Source organism: Palleronia caenipelagi, assembly GCF_007004065.1.
In the GTDB taxonomy this organism is placed as follows: domain Bacteria; phylum Pseudomonadota; class Alphaproteobacteria; order Rhodobacterales; family Rhodobacteraceae; genus Palleronia; species Palleronia caenipelagi.
This window is the reverse complement of sequence record NZ_VFSV01000047.1, coordinates 1-23,185: the sequence shown is the minus strand read 5'-3', so window position 1 is coordinate 23,185 and position 23,185 is coordinate 1. Positions and strand designations below refer to the sequence as shown.

The window sequence follows — 23,185 nt, the reverse complement described above, 5'->3', positions numbered from 1 at the left end:
GACTGGATCAAAGCTGTCGGCGCGAAAACGGCTTACATCGAACCTGGATCGCCTTGGGAGAACGGATACTGCGAAAGCTTCAACGCCCGTTTCCGCGACGAGTTCCTGAATGGCGAAACCTTCTACAGCCTGCGCGAGGCGCAGATCCTGATCGAACAATGGAGGAAACACTACAACACGAAACGACCACACAGCGCATTAGGCTATCGCCCACCGGCCCCGGAAACCGTCGTCACGATGGACCGGAGGCCCGTCATGCACTAACAATCAAATTGGACCACTCAAGTGGGGCTGATCACGACGAGCGATGCGGCTACATCAGGACACAGGCAGAGAAAGTCCCTCAGCTCTGTGGAGCATTACCGCCGCGACAGGACTGATCTCGTTGTATTTCTCGCAGATGAATACCGAGAAGAACCAGTCCCGGCCACAGCATATAGGCCTCGATTTCCACATTCTCGCCGAAAGACAAGAGAACAATCGTCATCAGGATGCCCAACGGTAACCGCGCGCGGTCGTGGTCGATGGCATCGCGCATGACCACCGCGATGTGCCAGACTATCGGGATGAGGAGCGCCAGAAAACCAACGATTCCTTTGACAAAGAGCAGACCCCACCATGTATGGTGGCTTCCGATGGGCATGTATTCCACCACATGACCGCCAGGCGCGACACGGCCATGGCCGAACCAAATCGCTTCGGCGAGCCACCGTTCCCGGGCAATGCGCTGGAGGGTAGAGCGCACGCGGGTACTATCAGCACGGGCCTTTTGAAATTTGTAGATCAGCGTCCCGATAGCGTCCCGTATCCAGCCAACCAACGGCGCTGTCACAACCAGTATCCCGGATAACAAAAGCCACATCTGATACTTTGCGACCAAAGGTAACATTCTCGGGCCGATCGTACAGGCCACAAGCCCGACAAGCCCCATGCGCGACTTTGATGCGAAAATCATCAGCAGACCTGCGGCGACTCCAATAGAGCGGAATCGCCGACTCTCTTCCTCGAGAGCGAAGAGCACCATGATCACCCCCATCAATGCAGCGAAGGGAGACCATGGCAGATAGAACTGCCAGCGGGGAGTTTGCGACCCCGGATCCCAGGTAAAGAGGTAGACGCTGAAATACTCAGGCCCTGGCCCGCCCACGGCCTTGAGCGGCGAAACAAAAATCCTTTCCGGCAGGCCAAGATAGGGAGCGGCGAGCATCAGTGGTGCGAGGCAAAGGGTCCAGACGCCCACCACGCATTGCCCCCGGATCAATACCGTTCGGCGGATTGGAAGGACGGCTCCAATCAAGACAAACAACGCGAGAAGCGCCCAGCCCTTGGCCCAGCCAATGGTCGATTTGACGATTTGCACGGTGCCGAAATTCCAATTGATATGACCCACCCACAGGGCGATGAGCATAACAAACATCCCGGCCATCCAGCCCCATGCCAGCGGAGGAACCGGTCCGGTAGCTTGCAGGTCTTCACGGAACAGCGGCCCGAAATAGAGCGAGATGGCAGCCAACGCAGCCAAGATCCAAGCGATGACCGGACCAACGAGATAAAGCGCCCCAACCGCGTAGAACGGCCAGGTCCAGATCAGCGTGAGGTAGAGAAACCGCTCAACCGGATTCATCGACATGGTGGTAGCGGCGCAGCGCCGGATCAAGCAGAAGGTGTCGGAACCAGGCCATGCCCAAGCCTATGATCAGCGCCAGTGTCGCGGCGATCCCGGCAGCGATGGAGAGCTTCGTCATTGGGGCCGATGAGGTCTCGGGGAGGCTGGGATCCTCGAGGACCTGCGCCAGCGGATATGATGCATAGAGGTCGGTCCTTGAGGCTTCGGCTCTTGCGATAGCAGACGCAAAGATCGCCTCGGCCACATCAAAATTGCGCTGCATGTCCTGCAGTTCCGCCGCGGTCGGCGCGAGGCTAAGAAGCTCTTGTCGCCGGGACACGAGCATCTCGCGCATCCGGGTGAGCCGAGCGTCGAGCCCAGCCCGACGGCTCTCCTTTTGTACCAGCTCAGTCAGTAGCTCTCCGTTGTTCCCATCTGGAAACAGCCCCAGCCTGCCGAAACGCTCCTGATCCAGACCCGGCATGGCATCGACGCGGGAGAGAGCATCTCTCTGTAACGCCTCATACGCAAGCTTTGGCTGTCGGACTTTGGGATGGGCGGCCCCGTACTGCCGGCTGGCAGTCGCAAGATCCGCCGCGACCTCCGACATCTGCTCGGTCAGGGCTAGGAATTCGTGATCGGAATAAAGTTGCAATACCGCTGCGGCCAGCTCCGGCGGCACGCCCAGATCCTGCGCGAGCTGCGTGACCTCGCTCACCACTTGCCGTAGCTCGGCCTCAACTTTCAGCACCTCTGCTTCGAGTTGATCGGCCTCATAGACCTGATCCTGATAATGCTCCATGGACAACAGGCCGGATGTCTGTTGCAGTACCGAGATAGAGGTCTGTGTTTCGTGAACCGAGGCTTGGTAGTCACGGATTGCCTCTGCGCTGCTATCGGTCCGGCTGCCGAGTTCATCGCGGCGAAGCCGATCCAGCTCCTGCATGAAGACTTCTATGAGGGTCATCAAATGACGCTGGGCGTCTTCAGGTGTAACACCCTTCATCTGCAGTTGGATCAACCCGGTCTGATCCACCAGCTCAATCCTTGGGGGATGCACGTCGCGGTAGCGAATCCCAAGCGTTTCCGCGACTTCTCCGCGGATCCGTGACGCGCTGATGAGGCGTTTGTACGTCTCCGTCGGACTGACACTGTTACTTGAAAACGCGGAGGCCGAATTCGTCGAAGCCTGTCCAATGTTGTTCAGATTGACCGAAGTAGACGACCCCGCTCCCGGCAAGATCAGTGAGGCAGAGCTAACATAGACCCGGGGTGCGAGCGTCAGATAGGATGCAATCGGGACCCAGATCAGCACCAGTCCAATCAAAAGAAGGCTTTTATACGGTCCCCGCGTTTCGCCAGACTCAACCCGACGACGGAGGACGCGCGCGATAATCCGGTGTCGCAGGGACCGCCTTGGGGCCGTGGGGGGCTGATCGAAAGAGAGAACTGCCACGGGCATGATCAGCGCAACGCAACATCTAGGACGGAGAGGACGCCCAATATCCGTGCGACGTCCGCCACATTCGTCACTGTGCTGTCATAGCAAGCGATGGAGTCACCGGGTAACAGATAAGGATCAAAATCATCCCGATCTCCACGGCGCAGAAGCGCTTCGACATCGCGTTGGATCGCGAGGGAGGTTCCGCTGACAGGGTCGGCCGAGACCAGTACCACAGCCCGACCCGCATTGGTCGCAAGCGTCCCACCGGCGCAATTACTGCCGACAATGGCCTGGATCAGGCGGGTACCATAAGGCACCTCGCGCGCTTCCTTGCCTATCGCCGATGGCGCGTTGCCTTGTGCAGGCGCGCTGAGGTTTGACAGGAACAGGTTGACACCCGACGGGCTGAGGGGGCCAGGCCGCATCAGGTTATCCTGAAAGCAACCCCGGCTGGGGACGATGACCCTGTCACCCGCCAGCATGGGAATGTCGGTCGTATCCGTTCCCTCCATCAGCGGCCGCAAATCCAATCGATGAATGGTGCCGCTCCGGTGCAGTTCCACCGAAGAAAGATCCGCGTCGGGCCGGATCCCTCCGGCTGCACGAATTGCATTGCTGAGGAGCCGGGTTTCCGTGGCATCCCCCATGGCAGCTTGGCGAAGCGTATCGATCACGGGTCCGCTGCGTCCGCCGATCTGGACTGCGCGAGATTCAAAAACCGCGCCGGACACGGCAACGGTAGCGGGAGCACGGTCGAGAAGGCGGACAGAAACCCGTGGTTTTTCAACGAAGTAGTCGAGGCTCAGCAGTTGTGCAGCGAGATCTGCTTCGATCGACGACATACTCCGGCCCTTCACAGAGACGGCGCTCAGAAAGGGCAACCTTATCGTCCCGTCTTGGGAGACGACATATTGCCCCGAAAACTCATCGTCAGATTCGATCCGGACATCAACGAGATCTCCAGGCGAGAGAATGTCCGACAGGAACAAGCTCGATCCGAATTTCGCAAAACTCGTTCCATCCTTCCGCGCGGGCCGACATTTTTGCGCATTCAGGGCCAGTGAGGACGCATCTCCGCTGCGGCGGGACACAATATCGCGATACTGCGCCTGATATCCACGCCCTTCGGACACCGGTTCAATATTGTCCGGTGGGTTCACGGCGCCGCAGCCCGCCAGGAGCCAAATTCCACAGAAAAGCAGCACAAGCCGTTTTGTGCAGCTGCCTGACCAATATGTACAATCGCGTAAAATGACGGCTTCTCCTCAAGATCAGAAGAGCTTTATGCGAATATTCGGAGGCTGGGACCTACCCCTTTAGTAGAGCATCAAAACTCACCTCATACCGTGTTAGGTGTTTGCTATGAGTTAACCAGATACGGGAAACAGAACGGGTGGCGAGATCTCGGATCCTTAGTCAGATGCTGACATGGTGTACGTCAGAGCTGCTCGCAAAACTGTCGCGGATTCTCGTGGTCATTGGCGTTGCCAGATTTCTTGACGTGGGTGAAATCGGTCTGGCGGCATCGGCACTCGCTGTTTCCGATATCATCAAATCCCTCACGCAGAACGGCATTTTTCAGAGAATCATCGCAGCTCCTGAACACGCTCTCGAAAGCCACTGCCTGACTGCGCGACGCTTGTTTGGATGGTGGTCTCTGGCCCTGTTTGCTCTGCAAACCGGCGTGGCCTTCGGCTGCTATGTCCTCGGCGCAGACCCGCTTCTAGCGGCCTTTATTGGGATACTCGGCCTGGAATATCTGATCATGGTTCCAGGACTGGTGAGCGCCGCCCTCGCGATGCGGGACGGCAAGATCAACACAATGGCCGTCGTCGCGGGAACCCAGATCATCTCAAGCAACCTGTTGACGGTGTTGGTCTGTCTGATTCATCCCACGGGTCTCGCGCTGATCCTGCCTCGGCTTCTGACGGCTCCCGTCTGGACTCTGGCAGTCCGCAGAATCCGGCCATGGCATCCAAATCAAGCTGCGAAGCCCGCGCCGATGGCTCCGTTTCTGAAATACGGTCTGCCGGTCCTTGGCATTTCTCTCACCGAGGCTCTCCGGCTTCACGCTGACCGCCTTGTCGTCGGTATCTTTCTGGGTGTTGAGCAGCTCGGAGTCTATTTCATGGCGTTCAACGCTGGTCTCAGCCTGTCCAACGCATTCTCGATCGCCTTTGCGAAGGTCTTTTTTCCCTATTTTTGTGCTCATGAAGACCGGAATCTCGCCTTCCGGCACACCACTGCCCTGTCTGTTGTCGCAGTAACGCCAGTCGTGGTGTTGCAGGCGTTCTTGGCCCCATATTACGTCCCGTTTCTGCTGGGCGACGACTGGTCACAAATCAGTCCGATCGTCTCCACGCTCTGCCTCGTCGCTATCCCAACGGTGATCTGGACCGCTTCGGCAAATTGGTTACGTGTCAATCACTTGCCACAAAGGGAGCTTGTCGTGACCATCTGTCTCGCAATCGGCACCATTCTGAGCACGATACTTCTCGCGCCTTATGGATTGCAGGTCATGGCCGTTGGATATCTTGGGGTCGTTGCCGCAATAATGTTCGCAGCCTCGATTCCTGTGGTCTGGACTACGGGCAAAGGGACAGTGGCCCATGTCTGACGCACCGCTGATCTCTGTCGTGATCCCCTGTTTTAACGCGGAGCGGACCCTCGGCGCGACGCTGGAGGCTATATCGTCGCAAAGCATCGACAACTGGGTCGTTCACGTTATCGACGATGGCTCCACGGACGGCACCGTGGAGATAGCCGCAAAGCGGGCAGCGCAGGATTCGCGGTTTAAGATCTTGCGCAATCCCCGTAAGGGGCCGTCAGCAGCCCGTAACATCGGTGCAGGGCTCTCTGAAGACGCCAGGTTTGTCGCGTTTTGTGATGCTGACGACATCTGGGCGCCAGACAAACTCGCCGACAGTTTGCGCGTCTTGGCCAACCCAGACGCTGGCGCTGCCTATGGCCAGATTGCTTTCTTCCACGAGGTTCCCGGGGACGCGCGAAGCAGATCCAGTCCGACGACATCGCCGCTGAGCATTCAGGACCTCCTGGGGGAAAACCCAGTCTGCACCATGTCGAATTTCACAATCCGCGCTGATTTGTTTCGAAAGATCGGGGGCTTTGATGAAACGATGGTTCATAATGAGGATCTGGAGTTTCTGATCCGGCTGGCAGGTGAAGGCACGCAGATCGTCGGCACCAGCGCGTTGCACGTTTGGTATCGGACCAGCACTTCGGGTTTGTCGTCGGATATCGAAGCCATGCGGGAGGGGCGCGTCCAAGCCCTGCACACTGCCGCCCAATTCGGTGTATCTGCCGATCCTGCGAGCGAAGCCATCTATCTTCGATACCTCGCACGCCGGGCGCTCCGGATCGGAGCCGATGGACATGTTGCACGCGATCTGGCCTGGCAGGGACTCCGCCAAGACATTTCAGGCTTTTGCACCCCGGTCAGACGTGGGGTCCCGACTCTTTTGGCGGCCCTTGCTACCCCTTCTCTGCCGCGCGCACTCCGGCAGCGTCTGTTCGCCGGATAGGAGGAATACCATGCCCAAAGCATCTGTCATCGTGCCCGCGTTCAACGCTGTATCGACCATCCCGGAAACTCTGGCTTCGCTTCAGCGACAGAGTTTCGAAGATATGGAAATTATTGTGGTCGATGACGGCTCGACGGACGAGACTGCGGATCTTGTCCGGTCATGGCAGTCAGATCCCCGTATCCGGCTGGTACAACAGGCGAACCGGGGGCTGGCAGGCGCCCGGAACACGGGGATTGCTGCTGCGAGAGGTATCTATCTGGGACTGTGCGACGCTGATGATGTGTGGCAACCGGACAAACTCATGCGCCATGTCCGACACCTTGACGCCCGGCCTCATGTGGGTGTCAGTTACAGCGGTTCCTACTTGATGGATCAGAATGGTCGCCCGATCAGCCGTACGCAGACGCCGCGCCTCCGGGGGATCACAGCCGCCCATGTGTTCAAACGCAACCCGGTTGGCAACGGTTCGGCGAGTGTTTTGCGGCGGCGCATGTTGGAAGCGATGGCGTTCCGTCCAAAGCAGGAATTTGTGCGGGACTGGTATTTCGACGAGACCTTCCGCCAATCCGAAGATATCGAGTTCTGGCTACGTATCACGCTCAGGTCCGACTGGGGGTTTGAAGGCGTGCCCGGACTGTTGACCGGCTATCGCATCAACACCAACGGGTTATCGGCCGATACCGATCGGCAGTTTAAGTCATGGTGTCGGATGGTCGATAAACTCCGCCCGCTGGACCCTTATTTCTTCAAACGCCACGAACCCGCTGCACGCGCCTATCAGTACCGGTACCTCGCCCGTCGCGCGGTCAGTGGCCGTGATGGGGCGCGGGCGTTTGAATTGATGCGGAAAAGCCTGTCATCGTCCCTGCGGCCTGTCCTCGAAGAACCGATCAAGACAATCTCGACCCTCCTCGCGGCCGGGATCTTTGCAGTCGCTGGGCCAAAAGTATCATCCGTTCTGCCTGGCGTAACTCATGCTGGTCCCCGCACCGAACGGAGCGATTGAGGATGAACCGTCCGACTGTGCTCCACCTCATAGACGATATGACCACGGGCGGCGTGACACGCGTTCTCCAGTTTCTCGTCGAAAATCCCTCTCTGGCCGAGCAAGCCCGCCATGAAATCCGTAGCGTTCGCCGCAATCGGGTGTCCCGCATCCGGTTGGAGGGAGATGTCCTGGTCAGCCATCTTGCGATGAATTGGGCGGGCGTACCTGACCTGATGCGACTACGATCCTTGCACGCAAAGACACCACTCCTGCATGTCGAACACAGCTATACCGAGGCTTTCGTTGCGCTGAATGTGCCCCATAAACGGCGGTTCGTGACCTTACTACGGACGGGATACTCCCTGTTTGACCGGATCATTGCAGTCAGCCACACTCAGGCGGAGTGGTTCTCGCGCCGGAGACTGGCCAGATCTGAAACGATAACAGTCATTCAATCGGCCACAGATTTATCCCGGTTTCGAAGCTTGCCGCCGCCAGAACAGCCGTTGCTGAAAATTGGGGCCATCGGACGGCTCCATCGACAAAAGGGCTTTGACCTTCTCATCGAGGCATTTCGGCGCACAACTCGGCCGGATCTGCGACTGGACATCTTTGGTGAAGGACCCGAGCGTCAGGCACTCAAAGAACTGGCTGGATCAGATCCCCGCATCCGGTTCCACGGACTTGCCCATGATCCTGTCGCAGCCATCGCCTCTGTGGACATCGTTGCAATGCCGTCCCGCTGGGAAGCTTTCGGAATGGTTGCCGCCGAAGCGCAGGCGGCGGGCCGACCAGTGCTGGTCAATCCTGTCGATGGGCTGCGGGATCAGACATCGATTGGGATTATCGCGGTGCCGGAATTTTCGGTTGCGAGCTGGTCAGAAGCGATCGAGGAACTGGCTGGGCTGACCACCTCTCCCGCTGTCGCCCGGGATGTTCAAAACGAAGTCAAATTCGTCAGCGGATGGAAGTCTGTCCTGAACAGTCTGCCCTGCTTTGCAACGTCTGGCGCGCCGCCTGCCATCAATATAGGTTCGACAGGGTTGCAATGGCCACTCAGAAAATGAAGTGGACGGGCCCAGATTTTGTCGTCATTGGCGCTGCGAAGGCGGGCACGACTGCAATCTGGTCCTGGCTGCGGACACACCCGGATCTTTTTCTGCCAGATGTGAAGGAGCCCGGTTATTTCGCCTTTGCTGACCGCGATCCACGACCTTCAAGGGGACCCTTTGATCCAAAATACATAAGCAGTATCACCACGAAATGGTCCGCATATGGCGCGCTGTACCAATATTCGGCGGGCCGGAAATGCGGGGATGTTTCCCCTGTTTACGCCGTCTCAGAAACGGCTTTGCCCCGTCTTAGATCTTGTCGACCCGATACCCGGATCGTGATGGTCCTCAGACACCCGGCCCGCCGGGCGTTCTCGCAGTATCTTCACCACCGCCGCGATGCGCTGGAACCGCTGGACACATTCGAGGCCGCGCTCGCCGCCGAACGTTCACGTCAGAAACAGGGATGGAGCTGGGCTCATGCCTATGCGGGCGGCAGCAATTACCTCCCCCAAATCCAGCGGCTGATGGGGAACTTCCCGAGGCAGCAGATTCTGTTCCTCGAGCATGAGGCCATAAGAGCCACACCAGAGGTCTGCTGGCATCGACTTTGCAAATTTCTCGGCGTGGCAACGCCACCGATGCCAGACAACCAGATGGTGAATGTGACGGAAGGTCTGGTAGCGACACCCAGTCGCCCCTTCTTCGAGCGGATGGTGCGTCATCCTGGTAGCCTCCAGAAGAAGCTCAAGCGGGTACTGCCCGGATCTGCGCGCTCCGCGATACGCAAGGTTCTGTCAGGACGCAGCGTGCCGGTAGCCACCCTGTCAACAGACACAGCCCGACAGATCATGCGCCTCTATAAGGCGGATCTGCCAGACCTCCGCGCCCGCACCGGCCTGCCTCTTCATTGGACGTGACGCATAGATTTCTTCTATCGTTCTCCATAAATTCAGTTGCTTGCGCCCAAAATCTGGCTTCTGCACCTACTCCTTCGAAGAGTGCACCCGCCCTAATAGCCGCTCGACCATCACTCCAGACGATATCCGTCAAACGCCACCCCCGTTACCCGAGTGAAGGTTTTACGGTCGGAGAGTCATCATGCGTTACGATACAGGGTTTGATCGCGGATACACTGCAATCACCGGACCAATTGCGCCAACGCGCGAAAACACGGTGGAGCTGTTTGGCTACACGATCATCTCCGACACCTCGTCTCAGATGCGGCGAGTTCTTCTGAGCAGAGGGGCCAAGCGCTGCTTCTTTCTGAACGCCCATTGCGCGAATGTTGCAGCACGTGACCCCGGCTATCGTCGGGCTTTGTCGCGCGCAGATGTGGTTCTGCCCGATGGTATCGGGATCGACATCGCAGCCCGCCTGAACGGGCAGACAATCGTGGAGAATCTAAATGGGACGGACTTCGTCCCCTCCCTGCTCGAAGTCGCTGCCGCAGAACGCAAATCGGTGTTTCTGCTCGGAGGACGCCCAGGCGTCGCGGCCGATGCGGCGGCGGCCCTGCAGAACCGCATTCCGGACCTGATGATCGCTGGCGTCGCCGATGGGTATGGGCAGGCCGGGACGGACGAAGACGTCATCGCACAGATCAACCGGTCCAACGCCGACATCCTTCTGGTCGCGATGGGCGTTCCGATGCAGGAGCTCTGGATCGACCGCCACGCCGATCAGCTCCGGCCAGATCTCATTATGGGCGTCGGCGCATTGTTTGATTTTCTGGCTGGTCGCGTCGCTCGGGCGCCCGGGTGGATGCGACAGTCTCGAACTGAGTGGGTTTGGCGACTGATGCAAGAGCCGAAGCGCATGTGGCGCCGTTACCTCATCGGAAATGCAATCTTTCTCTTTCGGGCCATTCACCATGCGTGGCAGAACGGCCTGACCGGGATTGTTGCCCGAAGCGCCGTGGATCGCCTCATTGCACTAGGTGGGGTTCTGGCGCTCGTGCCGTTGTTTCTACTGATTGCTGTCGCAATCAAGCTCGACGATGGTGGCCCGGTGTTCTTCCGTCAAATCAGGGTCGGTCGGCAGGGAAGGTTGTTCCATGTCTGGAAGTTCCGCTCCATGCGTCCTGACGCGGAGCGTTTGAGGCATCACTTGGTTGATAGTTCTGATCGCACCGGGATTTGCTTCAAGCAAGCCAACGACCCACGTGTCACCCGTGTCGGACGCCTGCTTCGTCGTTATTCGCTCGACGAGTTGCCGCAAATTCTGAATGTGCTGCGAGGTGACATGGCGATTATCGGGCCACGTCCGGCCCTTCAAAGTGAAGTCGACCTGTACCCTCAACAGGCGCTTGAACGTTTGCAAGTAAAGCCCGGAATTACCGGCGTGTGGCAAGTCTCCGGGCGGGCGGATATAGACTTCGACAAAATGGTTGACATGGACATCGCCTACGTTCGATCCCGCTCGATCATGCTGGACGCGATACTCCTGACCCAGACGCTGCGTGCTGTTTTCTCCGGTCGTGGCGCATATTGACGCTCAGAGCATGCCAAGGCTGGGTTTTGGTACATCGCGCCCGAGCGACTGTATTGATGATGTGGATGCTCCCATCTGACGACGGACGTTGCGATCGGCCAATTTGATGTTGCAGCCATCACAGAGCGGGAGGGAGCCATGTCTAAGGCTCCCCTCATTCTGATTGATATGGCACGGCGGATGCTCCATTCCCACGGCGCCGGTACGAGTGGGTCGGTCGGGTTTCACAATACGCTGTCGGGTGGCAAGTTGGTGCGGTTCATTGCGCCATGTCCTATGCCGGCATTGCTAACTTGTTGACGCACCTTGGGGCGCCTAGCGTTTTGTCATGAAAATGTCAGCTGAGATGCCGCACCTGAAGGGCTACCGTTTCCCCCGTGAAGTCGCGGCCTGTGCGGACTGGGCATATCATCGCTTCGCGCGCAGGATGGCGGACCTCGAGGATCTGCTAGCTGAACGCGGTGTAACCGTCAGCCGGAAAACCGTGCACAAATGGGTGAACCGATTTGGTCGGCATTTTGCCGATTGCATCAGGCTTGACCGTCCCGGCGTTGCCGACAAATGGCATCTGGACGAAACCATCGGCGGATCAACGGGGTTAAGCAGTGGTTTTGGCGGGCGGTCGAGGCGAATGTGGACGTATTGGAGACCCCTTTGCAGCCGCGTCGACACGCCAAAGCCGCCAGGCGTTTTCTTACGCGGCCGAGCACCCGGTTTGCTAAGCCGCGTGTCGTCGTGACGGACAAATTGCGCAGTTAGATTCATAGGATCCAGACCCATGCGCCTAAAGCTGATCATCGGGCGCACAAGGGGTTTTACAACCGTATCGACCGGTCGCATTGGCCGACCCAAAGTCGAGAAAAAGTCATGGGCCGGTTCAAATTGATCCAGCAAGCGCAAAGGTCATTGGGAGCGCACGATCAGATCAAAACGATATTCTGACGCCGACGTTTCCGCTTCTCTGCCACCTCATACGGCCGCGCAAGGTCCGACGCTTTCGGCCTGTGGCACGGCTGTTTGCTCGAAATGATCGCATGATTAAGTCATCCTCCCGGAACACCACAGTTCAATTCCGTTAAGTTGGCAATGTCCAACCTGGCCACCTCGCCGCACCTGCTGCGCCGGGAGTACAAATTCACCACCCCGAACACGGTCTGGCTGGCCGACATCACATATGCCGACAACGACGAGGGCTGGCCCTATCTCCCGACTGTCAAGGGTGTGGCCACGCCTGAAATCATCGGCTGGTCGATAGAGGATCATCTGCGGACTGACCTGTGCAGCGATTCTCTCCGGATGGCGCTGGATCGGCGCAACCCCGTCGCCTGACTGATCCGGCACTCCGATAGAGGCGTGCAATATGCCAGCGGATACTGCAGAAAGATCATCCATCGCACCAAGCTGATCCAATCTATGAGCCGCAAGGGAAAATGTCTGGACAACGCCCCGATGGAGAGCTTCTTCGCCTCACTGAAAAAGGAGTTGGTCCACCGCCAGCGTTTCACGACCCGGGCGCAGGCACAGGCTGAGATCATCTAATCCATCGAGGTCTTCTGTAATCCCCAGCGCCGCCATGCAGCCAATGGGTACGAGACGCCAGTACAGACGCTCGGAGAAGTGCGTTGGAAAATGGCTACGTCGGGTCAACAATCATACTGTCCGGAAACCGGGACGATGATAAACAAACATCTTGTCGCTTCACATTTCTTCGTCGCCAGCCCGCTCTTCTCGTTCCGCCATTCTGTCAGTGGCTCATCAACACAGGGAGGCGAGCGCGCAGGGCGATGTCGTGGGTGACGCCGCCGATCAGGCCTTCGCGCAAAGGCGAGTGTTCGTAGGCACCCATGACCAACAGGCTTGCGCCAGTTTTTTCGCAATGCTCGACCAGCGTATCTGCGATGGACCTCTTGTTCCGCGGCAGCTCGGTGAGTGTCACCTTTACATCATGACGGTCCAGCACCATGCCGACATCGATCCCCGGCAGGGAATTGGCGAGCGGGGAACGCCCGACGGAGACGATCTCCACCTCGGCCTCGGTCTCAAGGATCTGCATCGCATCCGCCAGCGCCCTCGCCGCGGCGCGCCCTCCGTCCCACGCCACCACAGCCCGGCTGTCAAAGACGCTGCCCGAGAAATTTGCCGGGAAGGTTATGACGGGCCGGCCACTGTCAAAGGCCACGCGGTCGGGATGGATTTCGGTGTGGGACTGGTTTGGATCGTGGCTCGTCTCGTGCATCCCCAGAACGGTAAGATCAAACAGCCGGGCGTAGCGCGCGACCGTGCGCTGCACCGATCCGCCGCTATCGATCCAGTGGAGCTTCTCTTGCGGCACCTCCCGGCAGGTCTCATAGAACCTATGCCGGATTTCTCCCGTGGGTCCGTCAGCCGCCTCAATTATGGCTTCCTGCACTTTGCGGGGCATCCAGGTGCGGTTCATCTGCCGTGACAGCATCGGATTGCCGTGGGCAAACAGCCCGGTCAGATGGGCATCGAAATACTGCTGCATCAGCACCGCGCCCGACAGAGCGGTCCCGGACCCGGGCAGGCCGTTATAGGCGACAAGGATATTCTTGATGCTCATCTTCTGCCTTTCCTGCGGTCAGCCGTGATAGAGTCCGGCGGTCCGGGCGCGCAGCTTGATCAGCGCGAGCACCGTGTCGATGGTGGGCGTGGGTGTGTCGGTGATCCGGCCCAGTTCCTGCACCGAGCCTACGAGCGCGTCGATTTCCATCGGTCGCCCCTGATCGAGGTCTTGCAGCATCGAAGTCCGATGCGCCCCTACGGCAGCGCCGCCGTCGATCCGGCGGTCCACGTCGATGGGGAATTTGACGCCGAGCTTTTCGGCAATGGTCTGCGCCTCGACCATCATGGACCGCGCCACGGGACGGGTGCCCTCATCTGTGCAGAGCACGTCGAGCGTCGCGTGGGTGAGCGCCGAGATCGGGTTAAAGGACAGGTTACCCCACAGCTTCACCCAGATCTCATCGCGCAGCCGGGGCCGGACGGGTGCCTTCAGCCCCGCCTCGGTCAGGGCTTTGGACAAGGCCGTGGCTCGCTCGGACTTGCTGCCATCAGGCTCCCCGAGGCTAAAGCGATTGCCCTCGATATGCTTGATCACCCCCGGCTCGATGACCTCTGCGGCAGGGTAGACAACGCAGCCCAGCGCCCGGTCGGGACCAAACCCGTCCCACTGGACATTGCCGGGATCGACGGTCTGGAGCCGCGTGCCTTCCAGATCCGTGCCGATTTTGTGGAAATACCACCACGGCACGCCATTCACCCCGCTGACGATGGTTGTGTTCTCGCCGATCAGAGGTTGCATCTTCGGAACCACGGGCGGGACGGAATGGGCCTTGAGCGTGATGATGACGTAATCTTGCGAGCCCAGATCGGCAGGATTGTCCGAAGCGGTAACCTGCACGGTCTGGGGCGCGCCGTCCTCCTCGATCAGCGTCAGGCCCTTGTCCTGCATCGCCGCCAGATGCGGGCCGCGGGCCACGAGGCTGACATCGGCGCCCACCTGCGCGAGTTTCACGCCCATATAGCCGCCAATGGCCCCGGCGCCGAAGACACAGATCTTCATCCCGCGGCCCCCTCGACCAGACCGAGTTTCTCGGCCATGCCGATCCGCTGCATCTTGCCCGTCGCGCCTTTGGGGATCTCGTCGAGGATCACCACCTTGCGCGGCACCTTGAAATCCGCGACCCGCTCAGCGGCAAAAGCGCGGATGTCCTTCTCCGTGGCCGCAGAGCCTTCGGTCAGGACGACCGCCGCCGCGACTTCTTCGCCAAGCTTCGGATGCGGCAGGGCAAAGGTCACGACCTGCGTCACATCCGGGTGATCGAGCAACACGCCGTCCACCTCCAGAGGGCTGACCTTTTCGCCGCCCCGATTGATGATTTCTTTCAGCCTCCCGGTCAGATGCAGATAGCCCTCCTCGTCAAAGGCCCCCTGATCGCCGGTCCGGAACCAGCGCGCGCCGTCCACCTCGAAGAAGTTCTTGTCATTGGCCTCCGGGTTGCTCTCGTAACCGGGCGTGACATTCGGCCCGGAAATCACCACTTCGCCGGTCCCGTCGATCAGCCTGTTCTCGGTCTCATGGGCGATGCGGACCTTTGGCCCGGCCTCCACCCCCACCGAGCCGGGCTTTTGCGCGCGCGGCGGGAGGGGATTGCAGGCCATCTGGTGAGCGGCTTCAGTCATGCCATAGGCTTCGATCACCGGCGCGCCAAAGGTCTCGCGGAGCTGCACCATGACCTGCGCGGGCAGCGAAGCCGAGGACGAGCGCAGGAAGCGCAGGCCGGTTCTTTCGATCACCTCCGCATTGCGGCCCGCCCGGCTCAGGATCGCCTGATGCATGGTGGGCACGGCGGTGTACCAGGTCGGTTTCGCCTCGGCCATCCAGCCGAAGAACCTCAGCGCGTCGAAGCCCGGCGCGCACCAGATCGATGCGCCCGATGACAGAGAGGCTGCGACGGCGGCGATCAGCCCGTGGATGTGAAACAGCGGCATCACATTCATGCAGCGATCAGCTTCGGTCAGCGCGAGCGACGTGCTGATATGCCGGGCAGACGCCGCGATGTTGGATTGCAGAAGCGGCACAATCTTGGGCCGCGAGGTGGTGCCGGACGTGTGCAGGATCAGCGCCACGTCCTCCGCGCCCGGAGCGCGGGATGACGGGCGGTCGGTCTTGTCCGAGGACAGGGTAAACGCCCCCGCCGCCGCACCCTCGGGGACCGACAGGCGCAGGACCATCATCCCGAGCTTTGTCGCTGCTACCAGCGCAGGACCGTCATAGCCGTCCTCGACCAGCAGAGCCTTGGCCTTCAGGTCTTCGAGGTAAAAGCTGTATTCCTCTTCCCGGTAGGCGGGGTTCAATGGCGCGGTGGTGGCGGCCTGGGCCACGGTGACGAAGGCCGTCGCCATCTCTGGCCCGTTCGGCAGGACGATGGCCACCCGATCGTCGGCGTCGATCCCCATGTCGTTCAGGCTCGCCGCCACATCATCGGCCAGTTTCCGCAGCGCATCGTAGCTGAGCCAGTCCCGGCCCGGGGCACCGATGGCAGGAAGCTCGCCGGAATGGGGCGCGATCAGGGACTTGAGGGTTGTGGTCATGTGCAGCTCCTCGTGTGTGGCGTTATTTGGCAGCGGACGGGACCCGTCCTGTCAAGCGTTTCAGGTGTTTGATCAGCGGCAGAAGCAGAAATGCGGCGCTGAGCGCGATGAATGTGCCCGAGAGCGGACGCTCCACAAAGGCCAGCACGTTGCCTTGCTCGGAAATCAAAGTTTGGCGGAAGCTCTTCTCCATCAGCGGCCCGAGCACCAGCGCCAGCACCAGCGGCGCCATGGGGTAGTCGGCCTTCCGCAGGATGTAGCCGCCAACGCCGAAGGCAACGATCAGCCAGACGTCGTGCAGCTTCTGACTGGGGGCGAAGCCGCCCACGAGGCAGAGCACGAAGACCAGCGCGCAGAGCACGGTGAACGGCATCCGCAGCGCCCAGACAAAGAGCGGGATCAGAGCGAGGTTCACCAGAACGGCGGCGAGGTTCGCGGTGTAGAGAGACGAGATCAGGCCCCAGACAAAATCCGGCTGTTCGATGAACAGCATCGGCCCAGGCACCAGCCCCCACATGACCATGCCGCCCAAAAGGAGCGCCGTAGTGGGCGAGCCGGGGATGCCCAGCGTCAACATCGGCAGGAGCGACCCAGTCGAAGCGGCGTTATTCGCAGTCTCCGGGGCGGCGACACCTTCGATGGCGCCCTTGCCAAAGCGCTCCGGTGTCTTCGTCGTGAGCTTGGCGATGCCGTAGGACATGAGCGCTGCCGGGGTCGCGCCCGCTGCGGGCAGCATACCGACGAAGAACCCGAGCGCCGAGCCGAGACTCATGGTCTTCCAAAGCTTGTTGATCTCTTTGATCCCGTAGCCCAGCTCCCGGAAGGTCAGGCGGGCCGGGGTGACGCTGGGCGCGGTTTTCTGCGTCTCGATGGTGTAGAGGATCTCGCCAATGCCATACACTCCGATGGCCAGAACGAGGAAACTGATCCCGGAATAGAACCCCGGCAGGTCGAAGAAGATCAGGCGGGGCTGGCCGGAAATCAGGTCGAGCCCGACGGTCGAGAGGGCGAGGCCGAGGCAAATCATGATGATCGTCTTCAGCACGTCATCCCCGCCGAGTCCTACGAAGGTCATGAAGGCCAGCAGCACCAGCGCGAATTCCTCCGCCGGCCCGAAGGCAAGCGCCACATCTGCGAGCGGCGTGGCAAAGAGGGTAAACAACAGGACCGAGATCGTTCCGCCGACAAAGGAGGCCACAGCCGCCGTGATCAGCGCCAGCCCCGCCTTGCCCTGCTGCGCCATGGGCCGCCCGTCAAAGGTGGTGGCGACGGCGGTGGACGCACCCGGGATGCCCAGCAGGATCGAGCTGATCGCCCCGCCATACATGGCTCCGTAATAGATCGCCGCGAGCAAAATGATCGCCGAGGACGGGGGCACGATGAACGTCAGCGGCAGCACGATGGCCACGCCGTTCACCGATCCAAGCCCCGGCATTGCGCCGATGAACAGCCCGGCGGTGACGCCCAGAAAGACGATCAGAAGGTTGAGGGGCATGAGGGACGTGCCAAAGCCGTCCGCAAGATGTCCGAGCAGTTCCATTGGATCCGACCTTTAGAAAAAGCGGGCGTAGAGCGGGATGAAGAACGGTTCCGTCCAGCCCTTGGGCAGGAGGATCTTCAGCGTGACTTCGAAGAAGAAGAACAGAAAGACCGGAGTGGCGAGGGTGATGATCGCCGTCAGGCCCCAGCCGTGCCCGCCAAAAACCTTCAGATACCACAGCAGGAACAGCGGGATCGCGATATAGGCCCCGACGAAAGGCAGCAGCGCGACGGTGACGATCAGGGCGAGAACGACCAGCACAACTGATCGCAACGTGTCCTGATCAAAGAACGGCTCGCCTGTGTCTTTGGGTCGGCGGAAAGATCGCAGAATGATCAGCCCCGCCGTTACAAAGATGATCGCCGAGAGCCAGAAGGGGAAAGCCCCGCCGCCGGGACCCCCCGTCATGCCGTTCCACCCGATCGGCAGAGCACTGGCGTGCCACATGAAATAGGCTGACAAGGCCATCAGCCCCAGCGCGATGATGCGATCCGCGGTCACCATATCTCACCCCTCCCCGATCTGGTCCCCCTCGGAGGGATCAGGACCCTTCGCCCATCGACCCGAGCAGATCAGCGTGCTTGTCCCGCTCTTCGAGGAAGTAGGCCTGCAATGCCTCGCCGGTCAGGAAATCGGCCATCAGCGCCTTTTCCGTCGTGTAGGTCTGCCATTCTTCGGAGGCTGCGAGCTTTTCAAACATATCGGTGTAATAGGCCACCGCTGCCGGATCCATGTCCTTGGGCGCAACGAAAGAGCGCTGCATCCAGTAAACCAGCCCATGACCCAGTTCGGTCATGGTCGGCGTGTCCGGAAATACCTCGATCCGCTCCGGCGTTAGCGCGGCAATGGGACGTAGCTTGCCCGCCTGATAGAAACCAAGTGCTTCGGACGGGTTGTTCACCGAGCTGTCGATATGGCCGCCCACAAGGTTCTTCGCCACGTCGCCGCCGCCCTTGAAGGGGACGTAGGTGACTTTGATATCGAATTCCTTTTCGAGCATCGCGGTCACAAGGCTGTCTTCCTGCCCGGTGCCGGTGCCGCCCATCTTCCAGGTGCCACCGGACTCTTTGACGGCGGCCACATAGTCATCAAGGGTCTGGATGTCGCTGTCGGCATTGACCCAGAGCACAAATGTGTCGAGCGCCATCCGGGCGATGGGCGTAAAATCTTCGATGTTCACTCCGATATCGGTGCGCAGAGGAGTTGTGTAATAACTGTTCAGCGTCGCCATGATGGTATGATTGTCGCCGCCCTTGTCCTTCAGATAGCGCAGCGCTTCGGCCCCGGACCCGCCACCCTTGTTCACTGGCAGGATCGGCATCTTCGACAGGTTCTCCTGCTGGATGATCGACTGGAAAAGCCGCGCCAGACGATCAGCGCCGCCGCCCTGCCCCGCCATGATAACCATCTCGACGGGCTTTTGCGGTGACCAATCCTCAGCCAGCGCCGGAGCGGCCCCGATCAGGGTGGTCGAAGCGGCCAATGCCATCAGAGTGCGTCGTGTAAAGATGTAACCCATGAAGCTATTCTCCTCGGTTCGTTTAACCTCTGGCTGACCTAAAGCTATGGTCCCTGAGCCATCGTGTTGCCGAGATAACTAGGATTACGAAAGTTTATTCCAAAGATATCGCGTCATGGTGTAAATCATCATCTATACAATCTATCGAAATGTAATGTTGTTAATATGACTAAGACGCTCATCGGACCTCAGTTGCGGCAGCTCCGGCTGTCCCAGAACCACACCCAGGCAGAGATGGCCCGCCGGTTGGGAGTCAGTCCGGCCTATGTCAATCTGCTGGAAAACAATCAGCGCAGCGTCTCTGTTAAGGTTCTGATCGCGTTGAACGAATCCTACGGTGTCGATATCCGCCAGCTCGTCAATGACGGTGCGACCTCCCGGCTGGCGGAACTGCGCACGCGGGTCAAAGATCCGTCCTTCACCGGCCCGCAGCCTGATCTGACGGAGTTGCGCGCGGCGCTGGACCATGCGCCCAAGCTTGTGAGTTATTTTCTGCAATTGCATCAGAATCACCAGCTTGTGCTGGATGCTGTACGCAAGCTCAGCGCAGCCGGGGTCGCAGCCGATATCCATCAGGTGCGCCCCGAAACCGCGATCCACAACTTCTTTCGCGATCACGCCAACCACTTCCCGATGCTGGAGACCGCAGCCGAGACCAGCCGTGCCGCCATAGACGGGCCACCCGAGGATCTCTACGCTGGCCTCAAATCCTATCTGCGCCGCGCCTTCGGGATCGACGTGGAGGTCTGCGCACTCGAAGATATGGACGGCTCGCTACGCGTGTTTGACGAAGCGCGTGGCCGGGTTCAGCTGTCGGAAGCGCTCGACCCGATCAACCGCAACTTCCAGTTGGCGCACGTGCTGGGGCTGGTCAGCGCCAGCGAAACCCTCGCCGATCTGGTCGAGGGCGCGGAGATCGTCGCGGAAACAGGCCGGGAGCGGTGCCGGGTGGAGTTGGCGAATTACTTCGCCGCCGCGTTGCTCATGCCCTATGAGGCTGTGTTCCGGCTGGCAGAGGACAGCCACTACGATATCGACCGGATTGCCACCCGGTTTGGCGTGTCCTTCGAACAGGTCAGCCACCGCCTTACAACTTTGCAGCGCAAGGGGGCGCTCGGCGTGCCGTTCTTTTTCCTGCGGATCGACCGCGCGGGAAATGTGACAAAGCGGTTTAACGCGACCCCCTTTACCCTCGCCGAAGAGGGCGGGTCCTGCCCGGTCTGGAACATCCACACGGCCTTTGCAGCACCCGGAGTGATCATTCCACAGTTGGTCGAGCTGCCCGACGCGGGGCAGTTCTTTACCGTGACCCGCACCACCAATCGTCCAGTCATCAGCCGTCATACCCAGGCGCGACGGCTGGCGGTGACACTGGGATGCGAGCGCGCCCATGCCAACCGGATCGGCTATGCCGCGCCGTTCAATCTCGACGATGTGCACGAGATTGCGCGCATCGGTATAAGCTGCCACATCTGTCCCCGTCTCGATTGCGGCCAGCGCGCCTATGAGCCTCTGCATGTGAACCTGCCCATCGACGTCAACAGACGCGGTTCAACGCGTTATCAAAGCTGAGCCCTCCAGGGGCTGCGGAGGATCGTCCCAAACCGGGCTTGGGCGGCGCTTGGACCAAGTCCAGTCGGGCGTGCTCTGAACTGTGTCGCATTGTGCGTCACGCGCCGGTGATCTTCGTCTCTGTTTCCGGGCAGTCTGATTGTTGATCCTACGCGGCCATTTTCGAACTCATTTCTGTGAACGCCTGAACCGGTGTCTGGTAGCCGATGGCTGAATGGCGGCGCTGGCGGCCCTTAGAAGACCTCGATGTACTCGAAGATCGCGGCCCTGGCCTGTTCCCGGATTCCGAACCGATGGCGATGGACCAGCTCCTTCTTCAGCGAAGAAAAGAAGCTCTCCATCGGGGCGTTCTGCGCCTTCAAACGATCCCCCGGATCGTTCGATCCGTTGGCGCGGACCAGCTTGAACCCGAGGCACTGACCCTTGCGGCTCATGGATTGAACCAGCTTGGCGCGGTGGATGATCTTGCGGTCGTCTCCGCTGGCATATTGCATGCCGCGGTCCGAAGGCAGGATCAGGCCCGGGACCGGGCCGCGCTGGTCCAGGGCCATCCGGAGCGCGTCGTAGCACAGCTCTGCGCCCAGGTGATCGGCCATGGACCAGCCGACGATTTCGCGGGTCGCCATATCTTTGACCGCCGCCAGGTAGAGCCAGCCCTCGCCGGTATCGACATAGCTGATACCCGCCAGCCAGGCAGTGTTCGGGGTGGTGCAATGAAATGCCTCCAGCAGCAGGTTCGGCGACGGGGTCAGCTTGTGATTGCTGTTTGTGGTGAACGGCTTGCGCGGCTTGCGTTGGCCGGCTGAGATCCTGTTTTCGCGCATTATTCTGGCCACGCGCCGCTCCGGGACGCGCTCCCCGTCAGCGCACAGATCCCGGTGGATACGCTTGGACCCGTAGCGGTGTTTGCTGGCTTTGAAGACCCGCATAATTTTTGCCAGAAGCACGTCGTCCCGTGCAGATCGCCGCTCGCGGCGGTCATCGCGGGCCACCTGGCTGGCGTGATATCCATAGAGCCAGCTGCGCGACAAGCGTACGAGCCGGCAGAGTGTCGAAACCGCGTTCTCCCGCTTACGCGGCCCCACTGGAGCCACGGTCAGTCGAACTGAGCTTTGTGGGCAGGGATGAAAGCGCGCTTGTTCATCGTGGTTTCACCCCCCGAGACGCGAAAAAGCGTTCGCAGGCGCCCTCGGACCAATGGCGTTCGCCTGCTCACCTATCTGCAAGATCTCGTTCTCCTCTGCCAGCCGCTTGTTCTCCTTGCGCAGCCGCTCCAGCTCGGCGGCATCGGCCTTCTGGCGGTGTTTCGCTTCCATCGAGCCGAAAGCCTCGATCTCCAGCCGCCAGGTTTTCAGCTGCGTGCCGGTGATCCCCAGCTCTTTCGCCACGCTGCCCTGCGTGGCGCCCGGCTCATAAAGCCGGTCAACCGCGTTCGATGCGGTGCTTGAACCAGTGGCGCACAGCGTATCTCACCTTTGAACTCATCCGTGTATTTCCGTCGATGCTGTCCCATGGCGTGCTCCTCTCATGGACAGGGGTAAAGTACCCCGCTGTCCGGTGACAGGCACGAAGATCATCTGCGATCAGCGGCGCGTACAGGACGGCGTCCTTCGAGAAATTGCTGCACTTGAAGTCGATCATCGTTTCTTCTCATCAGCCTTGATTTTGGAGCCGCCGATATATCGACGTAACCTGCAAGACCGAAGATCACGCCAATATTTGCGACAGAACCCGTGTCGAATGTATCGCCGCATTGACTTTACGGTGATCAGCCCCACTTGAGTGGTCCAATTTGATTGTGAGTGCATGACGGGCCTCCGGTCCATCGTGACGACGGTTTCCGGGGCCGGTGGGCGGTAGCCTAATGCGCTGTGTGGTCGTTTCGTGTTGTAGTGTTTCCTCCATTGTTCGATCAGGATCTGCGCCTCGCGCAGGCTGTAGAAGGTTTCGCCATTCAGGAACTCGTCGCGGAAACGGGCATTGAAGCTCTCCACATATCCGTTCTCCCAGGACGATCCAGGTTCGATGTAAGCCGTTTTCGCGCCGACAGCTTTGATCCAGTCCTGTACGGCCTGAGCAACGAACTCCGGACCATTGTCAGACCGAATGAACGAAGGCACACCGCGCAGGATGAACAGGTCGCTCAGCACATCGATCACGTTGCCTGAGTTCAACTTCCTGTCGACACGGATCGCCAGACATTCCCGGCTGTACTCTTCGATGATATTCAATGTCCGGAACGCCTTCCCATCGTCCGTGCGGCAATGCACGAAGTCATATGACCAAACATGGTTTGGATGCTCAGGCCGCA

General features: G+C 59.9%; 22 protein-coding genes and 2 pseudogenes. 11 read left to right on the top strand and 13 right to left on the bottom strand.

Annotation, left to right across the window (positions count from 1 at the left end; translation table 11 throughout):
- Positions 1–264: integrase core domain-containing protein (locus tag FEV53_RS16975; RefSeq protein ID WP_142835960.1), on the top strand; the 264-nt coding region annotated here is incomplete at its 5' end.
- A 79-nt stretch (positions 265–343) separates the two neighbouring features.
- Here the strand turns inward: FEV53_RS16975 and FEV53_RS16970 are convergent.
- From FEV53_RS16970 to FEV53_RS16960, 3 genes are all read right to left on the bottom strand, one after another.
- Complete coding sequence (locus FEV53_RS16970; protein ID WP_142835959.1) at positions 344–1,630, bottom strand: O-antigen ligase domain-containing protein; 1,287 nt, start codon at positions 1,628–1,630, stop codon at positions 344–346.
- Positions 1,611–2,573 carry a GumC domain-containing protein gene (locus FEV53_RS16965; RefSeq protein ID WP_142835958.1) on the bottom strand — a complete coding sequence of 321 codons (963 nt, stop codon included), beginning with the start codon at positions 2,571–2,573 and terminating at the stop codon, positions 1,611–1,613. The genes FEV53_RS16970 and FEV53_RS16965 overlap by 20 nt, the downstream gene beginning before the upstream one ends.
- Before the next feature lie 497 nt (positions 2,574–3,070).
- The gene (locus FEV53_RS16960) at positions 3,071–4,210 is read right to left on the bottom strand and encodes a polysaccharide biosynthesis/export family protein (RefSeq protein WP_246100869.1); all 1,140 of its coding nucleotides are present in this window, start codon (positions 4,208–4,210) and stop codon (positions 3,071–3,073) included.
- 260 nt (positions 4,211–4,470) lie between these two features.
- On the opposite strand from FEV53_RS16960, the gene FEV53_RS16955 reads away from it, so the two are divergent.
- The 9 genes and pseudogenes from FEV53_RS16955 to FEV53_RS20995 all read left to right on the top strand — a co-directional run bounded on the left by FEV53_RS16955 (position 4,471) and on the right by FEV53_RS20995 (position 12,667).
- Positions 4,471–5,667 carry an oligosaccharide flippase family protein gene (locus tag FEV53_RS16955; protein WP_142835957.1) on the top strand — a complete coding sequence of 399 codons (1,197 nt, stop codon included), beginning with the start codon at positions 4,471–4,473 and terminating at the stop codon, positions 5,665–5,667.
- Positions 5,660–6,592 carry a glycosyltransferase family 2 protein gene (locus FEV53_RS16950; RefSeq protein ID WP_142835955.1) on the top strand — a complete coding sequence of 311 codons (933 nt, stop codon included), beginning with the start codon at positions 5,660–5,662 and terminating at the stop codon, positions 6,590–6,592. The genes FEV53_RS16955 and FEV53_RS16950 overlap by 8 nt, the downstream gene beginning before the upstream one ends.
- A 10-nt stretch (positions 6,593–6,602) precedes the next feature.
- Positions 6,603–7,601, top strand: a complete 999-nt coding sequence (locus tag FEV53_RS16945; protein ID WP_142835953.1) for a glycosyltransferase family 2 protein — start codon at positions 6,603–6,605, stop codon at positions 7,599–7,601.
- Between the two features lie 2 nt (positions 7,602–7,603).
- Positions 7,604–8,650, top strand: coding sequence for a glycosyltransferase family 4 protein (locus FEV53_RS16940; protein WP_142835951.1), 1,047 nt, complete (start codon positions 7,604–7,606; stop codon positions 8,648–8,650).
- A complete protein-coding gene (locus tag FEV53_RS16935; RefSeq protein ID WP_142835950.1) occupies positions 8,548–9,555 on the top strand; it encodes a sulfotransferase in 1,008 nt (335 codons plus the stop codon). Before FEV53_RS16940 ends, FEV53_RS16935 begins: the two co-directional genes overlap by 103 nt.
- Positions 9,556–9,736: 181 nt before the next feature.
- Complete coding sequence (locus FEV53_RS16930) at positions 9,737–11,128, top strand: WecB/TagA/CpsF family glycosyltransferase (RefSeq protein WP_142835949.1); 1,392 nt, start codon at positions 9,737–9,739, stop codon at positions 11,126–11,128.
- 328 nt (positions 11,129–11,456) lie between these two features.
- A pseudogene (locus FEV53_RS16925) lies at positions 11,457–12,166 on the top strand (IS6 family transposase).
- A gap of 48 nt (positions 12,167–12,214) precedes the next feature.
- Positions 12,215–12,457, top strand: coding sequence for a DDE-type integrase/transposase/recombinase (locus tag FEV53_RS16920; RefSeq protein WP_142835948.1), 243 nt, complete (start codon positions 12,215–12,217; stop codon positions 12,455–12,457).
- An 84-nt stretch (positions 12,458–12,541) separates the two neighbouring features.
- Positions 12,542–12,667 (top strand): IS3 family transposase, encoded by a 126-nt coding sequence (locus tag FEV53_RS20995; protein ID WP_185962279.1) that lies wholly within the window; start codon positions 12,542–12,544, stop codon positions 12,665–12,667.
- A 205-nt stretch (positions 12,668–12,872) separates the two neighbouring features.
- Here the strand turns inward: FEV53_RS20995 and FEV53_RS16910 are convergent, their stop codons facing one another.
- Genes FEV53_RS16910 through FEV53_RS16885 form a run of 6 tightly spaced genes read right to left on the bottom strand, consistent with a single transcriptional unit; the run spans position 12,873 to position 19,302 of the window.
- A complete protein-coding gene (locus FEV53_RS16910) occupies positions 12,873–13,709 on the bottom strand; it encodes a universal stress protein (RefSeq protein WP_142835946.1) in 837 nt (278 codons plus the stop codon).
- A gap of 18 nt (positions 13,710–13,727) precedes the next feature.
- Entirely contained in the window at positions 13,728–14,711 is a 984-nt protein-coding gene (locus FEV53_RS16905; RefSeq protein ID WP_142835945.1) for a 2-dehydropantoate 2-reductase, read from the bottom strand.
- Positions 14,708–16,243, bottom strand: a complete 1,536-nt coding sequence (locus tag FEV53_RS16900) for an acyl--CoA ligase (protein WP_142835944.1) — start codon at positions 16,241–16,243, stop codon at positions 14,708–14,710. Before FEV53_RS16900 ends, FEV53_RS16905 begins: the two co-directional genes overlap by 4 nt.
- A 22-nt stretch (positions 16,244–16,265) precedes the next feature.
- Positions 16,266–17,783, bottom strand: coding sequence for a tripartite tricarboxylate transporter permease (locus FEV53_RS16895; RefSeq protein ID WP_142835943.1), 1,518 nt, complete (start codon positions 17,781–17,783; stop codon positions 16,266–16,268).
- A 12-nt stretch (positions 17,784–17,795) separates the two neighbouring features.
- The gene (locus FEV53_RS16890) at positions 17,796–18,287 is read right to left on the bottom strand and encodes a tripartite tricarboxylate transporter TctB family protein (protein WP_142835942.1); all 492 of its coding nucleotides are present in this window, start codon (positions 18,285–18,287) and stop codon (positions 17,796–17,798) included.
- Positions 18,288–18,324: 37 nt separating this feature from the next.
- The gene (locus FEV53_RS16885) at positions 18,325–19,302 is read right to left on the bottom strand and encodes a Bug family tripartite tricarboxylate transporter substrate binding protein (protein WP_142835941.1); all 978 of its coding nucleotides are present in this window, start codon (positions 19,300–19,302) and stop codon (positions 18,325–18,327) included.
- Positions 19,303–19,467: 165 nt separating this feature from the next.
- Here FEV53_RS16885 and FEV53_RS16880 point away from each other — a divergent pair, with 165 nt between their 5' ends.
- Complete coding sequence (locus tag FEV53_RS16880; RefSeq protein WP_142835940.1) at positions 19,468–20,874, top strand: helix-turn-helix domain-containing protein; 1,407 nt, start codon at positions 19,468–19,470, stop codon at positions 20,872–20,874.
- 233 nt (positions 20,875–21,107) lie between these two features.
- Here the strand turns inward: FEV53_RS16880 and FEV53_RS16875 are convergent, their stop codons facing one another.
- From FEV53_RS16875 to FEV53_RS16860, 4 genes and pseudogenes are all read right to left on the bottom strand, one after another.
- Positions 21,108–21,959 (bottom strand): IS3 family transposase, encoded by an 852-nt coding sequence (locus FEV53_RS16875; RefSeq protein ID WP_185962278.1) that lies wholly within the window; start codon positions 21,957–21,959, stop codon positions 21,108–21,110.
- A 66-nt stretch (positions 21,960–22,025) separates the two neighbouring features.
- Positions 22,026–22,262 (bottom strand): hypothetical protein, encoded by a 237-nt coding sequence (locus FEV53_RS16870; RefSeq protein ID WP_246100867.1) that lies wholly within the window; start codon positions 22,260–22,262, stop codon positions 22,026–22,028.
- A 34-nt stretch (positions 22,263–22,296) separates the two neighbouring features.
- On the bottom strand, positions 22,297–22,515 hold the full coding sequence (locus tag FEV53_RS16865; RefSeq protein ID WP_142835938.1) for a hypothetical protein: 219 nt from the start codon (positions 22,513–22,515) through the stop codon (positions 22,297–22,299).
- A gap of 188 nt (positions 22,516–22,703) precedes the next feature.
- A pseudogene (locus tag FEV53_RS16860) lies at positions 22,704–23,185 on the bottom strand (IS3 family transposase); the annotation flags it as partial.

Excerpts from the sequence above, each read along its gene's own strand:
- FEV53_RS16890 (WP_142835942.1), bottom strand. The coding sequence starts at position 18,287 with ATGGTGACCGCGGATCGCATCATCGCGCTGGGGCTGATGGCCTTGTCA.
- FEV53_RS16950 (WP_142835955.1), top strand. The coding sequence starts at position 5,660 with ATGTCTGACGCACCGCTGATCTCTGTCGTGATCCCCTGTTTTAACGCG.
- FEV53_RS16865 (WP_142835938.1), bottom strand. The coding sequence starts at position 22,515 with ATGATCGACTTCAAGTGCAGCAATTTCTCGAAGGACGCCGTCCTGTAC.
- FEV53_RS16920 (WP_142835948.1), top strand. The coding sequence starts at position 12,215 with ATGTCCAACCTGGCCACCTCGCCGCACCTGCTGCGCCGGGAGTACAAA.
- FEV53_RS20995 (WP_185962279.1), top strand. The coding sequence starts at position 12,542 with ATGAGCCGCAAGGGAAAATGTCTGGACAACGCCCCGATGGAGAGCTTC.
- FEV53_RS16940 (WP_142835951.1), top strand. The coding sequence starts at position 7,604 with ATGAACCGTCCGACTGTGCTCCACCTCATAGACGATATGACCACGGGC.
- FEV53_RS16885 (WP_142835941.1), bottom strand. The coding sequence starts at position 19,302 with ATGGGTTACATCTTTACACGACGCACTCTGATGGCATTGGCCGCTTCG.
- FEV53_RS16965 (WP_142835958.1), bottom strand. The coding sequence starts at position 2,573 with ATGACCCTCATAGAAGTCTTCATGCAGGAGCTGGATCGGCTTCGCCGC.
- FEV53_RS16880 (WP_142835940.1), top strand. The coding sequence starts at position 19,468 with ATGACTAAGACGCTCATCGGACCTCAGTTGCGGCAGCTCCGGCTGTCC.
- FEV53_RS16945 (WP_142835953.1), top strand. The coding sequence starts at position 6,603 with ATGCCCAAAGCATCTGTCATCGTGCCCGCGTTCAACGCTGTATCGACC.
- FEV53_RS16910 (WP_142835946.1), bottom strand. The coding sequence starts at position 13,709 with ATGAGCATCAAGAATATCCTTGTCGCCTATAACGGCCTGCCCGGGTCC.
- FEV53_RS16970 (WP_142835959.1), bottom strand. The coding sequence starts at position 1,630 with ATGTCGATGAATCCGGTTGAGCGGTTTCTCTACCTCACGCTGATCTGG.
- FEV53_RS16955 (WP_142835957.1), top strand. The coding sequence starts at position 4,471 with ATGCTGACATGGTGTACGTCAGAGCTGCTCGCAAAACTGTCGCGGATT.
- FEV53_RS16905 (WP_142835945.1), bottom strand. The coding sequence starts at position 14,711 with ATGAAGATCTGTGTCTTCGGCGCCGGGGCCATTGGCGGCTATATGGGC.
- FEV53_RS16935 (WP_142835950.1), top strand. The coding sequence starts at position 8,548 with ATGGAAGTCTGTCCTGAACAGTCTGCCCTGCTTTGCAACGTCTGGCGC.
- FEV53_RS16900 (WP_142835944.1), bottom strand. The coding sequence starts at position 16,243 with ATGACCACAACCCTCAAGTCCCTGATCGCGCCCCATTCCGGCGAGCTT.
- FEV53_RS16930 (WP_142835949.1), top strand. The coding sequence starts at position 9,737 with ATGCGTTACGATACAGGGTTTGATCGCGGATACACTGCAATCACCGGA.
- FEV53_RS16895 (WP_142835943.1), bottom strand. The coding sequence starts at position 17,783 with ATGGAACTGCTCGGACATCTTGCGGACGGCTTTGGCACGTCCCTCATG.